This window comes from Acetobacter pomorum (assembly GCF_002738225.1).
Lineage (GTDB): Bacteria > Pseudomonadota > Alphaproteobacteria > Acetobacterales > Acetobacteraceae > Acetobacter > Acetobacter pomorum.
On sequence record NZ_PEBQ01000187.1, the window covers coordinates 1 to 4,846 of the forward strand.

The 4,846-nt window shown below is 50.7% G+C and carries 3 protein-coding genes; all 3 read left to right on the plus strand.

Translation table 11 applies throughout. The annotated features are described in order from the left end of the window. The first annotated feature begins 72 nt into the window (after window positions 1–72). The gene (locus tag CSR02_RS14875; RefSeq protein ID WP_264820688.1) at window positions 73–507 is read left to right on the plus strand and encodes a class I SAM-dependent methyltransferase; all 435 of its coding nucleotides are present in this window, start codon (window positions 73–75) and stop codon (window positions 505–507) included. A 172-nt stretch (window positions 508–679) separates the two neighbouring features. Then, a complete protein-coding gene (locus CSR02_RS14880) occupies window positions 680–1,936 on the plus strand; it encodes a dicarboxylate/amino acid:cation symporter (protein ID WP_003625967.1) in 1,257 nt (418 codons plus the stop codon). A 121-nt stretch (window positions 1,937–2,057) separates the two neighbouring features. Further along, on the plus strand, window positions 2,058–4,571 hold the full coding sequence (locus tag CSR02_RS14885) for an excinuclease ABC subunit UvrA (RefSeq protein WP_099542205.1): 2,514 nt from the start codon (window positions 2,058–2,060) through the stop codon (window positions 4,569–4,571). Window positions 4,572–4,846 lie beyond the last annotated feature (275 nt).

The following is a 4,846-nucleotide window of genomic DNA, read 5'->3' on the forward strand; positions in this document are numbered from 1 at the left end:
ATCGACCTTCCTCGCAGCCGTGCAGTTCGCCTCAATCATCATCCTGCTTAACTGACGACACGCCGTAGCCAGATTGCGGTAGAACAGCTTTTTTCCGAAATTGGTCTAACGCCGCAAATATCTAATATGGCACCCAATATGCAGTGTTTTAAGGCAAAAAACCTCAACATATTTGTGGGTGATATTTTTACACTCTCTCGTGCGCTGCTGGGGAATGTGCAGGCTATTTATGATCGTGCTGCTCTGGTCGCTTTGCCGCCTGTCATGCGTGCAACTTACGCAGAGAATCTGATGGATATTTCAGGCAAAGCGGAGCAACTTCTTGTGACTCTCGAATATGATCAATCTTGTATAGCGGGGCCGCCGTTTAGCGTACCCCGGCAGGATATTCACCGGTATTACGGAGCAGAATATGCCATAAACTGTTTGGAAAGTACTGCGGTAACTGGCGGTTTAAAAGGCGGTGTGCCCGCTACGGAGAATGTATGGGTTTTGAAACCTGAATAGATTGTATCAGGCATTTACCAAAAAATAGGCATGTAATCATTCATATTGTTAAGTAAAAGATACGGTTAAGAAATAATTTTGCTTGTTTTACAGCTTTGACCTCTTGCGTCTTCTTCCCTATATGAGCCTTCTTTTTGACAAGTTTCATGCTCCAGAGGGAGAAGAATGACAGATGGCAGCGGTTGCTTCACCCACTAATACCAAACGGCGCACCTACGCTATCCTGATTGCCCTTGTGCTAGGCATTTTATGCGGGCTTGCGGTGCATGATCTGTTTCCGGCCTATATTTCGGCGGCACATCAGGTGGCAGCCCTGTTAACGGGGCTTTTCCTGCGGCTTATCCGCATGATTATTGCGCCGTTGGTATTTGCAACATTGGTAAGCGGCATTGGCAAGCTAGGGGATGATACCTTGGTGGTGCGCGTGGGTGGGCGCGTTTTGCTGTGGTTTATCTCCATGTCCTTTATCTCGCTGCTTATTGGCTTGTTCGCCGCCAATATTCTTCAGCCTGGTTATGGATTTTCAGCGCCTTTGCCGTCTGATATTTCATCCCTGAAGCACCCCTTTGAACCCGTTGAATTTCTGCTGCACGTTGTGCCAACCAGCGTCATGGATGCCATGGCGCGTAATGATATCCTGCAGATTGTGGTGTTCTCGGTTCTGTTTGGTGTGGCCTTGCCCGCAGCAGGCAAGGCTGGTGAGACCATGCTGAAATGGACGGAAGAGCTCGCCCATATCATGCTGCGTATGACAGACATGGTTATGGTGTTGGCACCTCTGGCCGTGTTTGGTTCCATTATGGGCACTGTGGCGCAAAGCGGCGCGGGCATGTTGCTGCATTTTGGCCGGTTTCTGGCGGAATTTTACGGTACCATTTTTGTGCAGTGGGGCGTTCTTACCCTTATTGCTTTTCTGGTTCTGGGGCGCAGCATTAAAAGGCTGGTGGGTGAACTGGTGCAGCCGGTGCTGCTGGGTTTTGCTACAGCAAGTAGTGAATCTGTTTATCCATTGCTGCTGGAAAAGCTGGAGAATTTTGGCGTGCCCACCCGGATCAGTGGCTTTGTGCTGCCATTGGGGTACAGCTTCAATATGGATGGCTCCATTCTGTTCCAGTCTTTTGGGGCCATTTTTATTGCACAGGCTTACGGCATCCATATGCCGTGGTCTCAGCAGTTTCTGATGCTGTTGGTTATGATGCTCAGCAGTAAGGGTATTGCTGGCGTGCCTCGTGCCTCGCTTGTTACGCTTGTGGCTGTTCTGCCTCAGTTTGGCCTGCCAGAGGCGGGTATCGCGCTCATTCTGGGTATTGATCATTTTCTGGATATGATGCGCACAGCAACCAACGTGCTGGGCAACGGCTATGCCGCTGCAATTTCGGCTAAATGGGAAGGTGCGCTTTCTGATGGCCCAACAGAGGATACTCTGTAAGCTTTAATTAAGTAGGTCAGGTGCTCTGTTACCCGTGCTAAATGCCAGAAAGCGGCACATGCAGGGCACCTATTCTTTTTTCCATACCACAGGGCAGAAATAGGGGGCGTATAATGCCCCCATGAAAACACAACCTTCTGCCAGCAACCCTGCCGATATGATTTGCGTCCGCGGGGCACGTGAACACAATCTGAAAAACGTTTCTGTTTCTGTGCCGCGTGACAAATTTGTTGTGATGACTGGCGTTTCAGGGTCAGGCAAATCTTCGCTGGCATTTGGCACAATTTATGCAGAAGCCCAGCGTCGGTATCTGGAATCTGTTTCTCCTTATGCGCGTCGGCTGTTTAATCAGATGCCAGTGCCGGTTGTGGATGCCATAGAAGGGCTGCCCCCAGCCGTTGCCTTGCAACAGCAGCGCGGGGGTAGCAGTAGTCGGTCTTCTGTCGGAAGCCTCACAACACTCTCAAACCTCTTGCGCATGCTGTATTCTCGGGCAGGCACATACCCTGCTGGCATGAGCCGCTTAGAGGCAGAAGATTTCTCGTCCAATACGCCAATGGGGGCGTGCCCACGTTGCCATGGGCTTGGGCGCATTTACGATGTAACGGAAAAAACATTGGTGCCGGATGATACGCTTAGTATCAGGCAACGGGCTGTTGCCGCATGGCCAACGGCATGGCAGGGGCAGAACTTGCGGGATATTCTGATCACGCGTGGCGTGAATGTAGATATCCCGTGGAAAGACCTTCCCAAGGCAACGCGGGACTGGATCCTTTATACAAAGGAAACACCAACAGAGCCCGTTTATCCCGGCCGCACGCATGAACAGGTGCTAGAAGCCATAAAGCATGGTGTTCCAGCTGATTATAACGGTACATTCACTGGTGCGCGTCAGTATGTGTTGAACACTTTTGCCAAATCGCAAAGCGCTAAAATGCGGGCGCGGGCTGCATCGTTCATGGTCAGTAGCGTGTGCCCAGAGTGTCATGGTCAAAAGCTTAAGGCTGAAGCCCTGCAGGTAATGTTTGCAGGGCGCAATATTGCTGAGCTTTCGGCACTGCCGCTCAAGAACATTACAGCCATTTTGCAGGAGCAAAGTCAGCAACTCAAAAAACAGACAGATGCCACAGGTTTGGCAGCTTACGGCATCGTGGAAGCATTGATAGAGCGGCTGCAAACGCTATTGGAATTGGGGTTAGGCTATCTGCAGCTAAGCCGTGGCGTGCAAACACTTTCTCCCGGTGAATATCAGCGTCTGCGGTTGGGAACCCAAATTCGTTCCAATTTGTTTGGTGTGCTGTATGTGCTGGATGAACCAAGTTCTGGCTTGCATCCATGTGATACGCAAGCCTTGCTTAAAGCGCTGCATGGATTGTTGGATGGTGGCAATTCGCTCTTGGTGGTGGAGCATAACTGTCAGGTTATCCGCCATGCAGAATGGCTGGTGGATGTTGGGCCAGATGCAGGCGAAAAGGGTGGTGAAATCTTATACAGTGGCCCGTTGGATGGGCTGAAGTCTGTTTCTCGTTCCCGCACACGGCCTTATATTTTTGATGAGATCACGTGCGGGCAGGCGGTGCCTCTCAAGCCTAAAGAGTGGCTTTGCCTGAAAAACATTAACTGGAACAATCTACGCAACGTTACGCTTGATCTGCCCTTAGGTGTCATGACGGTCGTGACCGGCATTTCCGGATCCGGTAAATCCAGCTTAACTGGCCAGGCATTGGTCAGTATCGTTTCCAAGGCGCTTGGGCAGAAAGAGCCTGTTGAGCAGCCTGATGCAGACGATAACGATATTCCAGAAGTTGCGGAAAGTGCTGAACCAGAAGGGCAGGTGGTCAGCGGATTACAAAATATCCGGCGCCTCGTAGTTGTGGATCAAAAGCCTATAGGCCGCACACCTCGGTCTAATTTGGCCACTTATACGGGGCTATTTGACCAGATCAGGCAAGCTTTTGCTGCTGTGCCGCAGGCTAAGAAGCAGAAAATGGATGCCGGTTGGTTTTCCTTCAATGTCGCAAAAGGGCGCTGCCCTCGTTGCGAGGGCGTGGGCTCTATTGAAGTAGAGTTGCTTTTCCTTCCTAGTGTGTATGCCCCATGCCCGGAATGCCATGGGGCACGCTATAAACCGGAAGTGCTGGCTATCATGCTTAATGGACGCGATATCGCTGATGTGTTGAATATGAGCGTTGATGAAGCTCACGAGTTTTTTGCGGATAGCCCGAACATTGCGCATGGGTTTGATACCTTGCGGCAGGGTGGATTGGGTTACTTACGTTTGGGCCAACCCGCCACAACGCTCTCTGGTGGAGAGGCGCAGCGTATCAAGCTGGCAACGGAACTTCAGAAAAAGCGGGCAGGGCATATCTTATATGTTCTGGATGAGCCCACAACCGGTTTGCATCCCGCAGATGTAGATCGGCTAACACGTCAATTGCGGCAGCTTGTTGCGCAAGGGCATACGGTTGTGTTGGCCGAACATGATATGCGTCTTGCAGCACAGAGTGACTGGATGCTGGATATGGGCCCGGGGGCAGGGGATGAAGGCGGCCAGATTGTTGCCAGTGGCATACCCGCAGATATTGCCAAAAATCCAGCAAGCCGTACGGGGCCTTTTCTGCGTGAATATCTATAAAAACCGGGAATATGAATTTTTTCTGATTTTGGGTGTTGACGGTGTAATGGGATGGGGTGTAGAAGCTGCTTCACCGAGACGGAGTGGTCTTGGCGGGTTTGCTAAGATCTGCTAGGTTATTCGGCTCTTTTGGTCTTTGACAAGAGAATATGATAGAGAGGGATATGCTGACGGCGTGTCTTTCTGATCTAGGCTTCGGTTTAGGTTGGGGGAATTGATAGGTTTTTAGGAACCTTTTGGACGTTTTGTTGGTATATCTTTTGATATGCGTTTTG

What these genes read in the sequence shown, in the direction of transcription:
- CSR02_RS14880 (WP_003625967.1), top strand. Translation starts at nt 680, where the DNA reads ATGGCAGCGGTTGCTTCACCCACTAATACCAAACGGCGCACCTACGCT.
- CSR02_RS14885 (WP_099542205.1), top strand. Translation starts at nt 2,058, where the DNA reads ATGAAAACACAACCTTCTGCCAGCAACCCTGCCGATATGATTTGCGTC.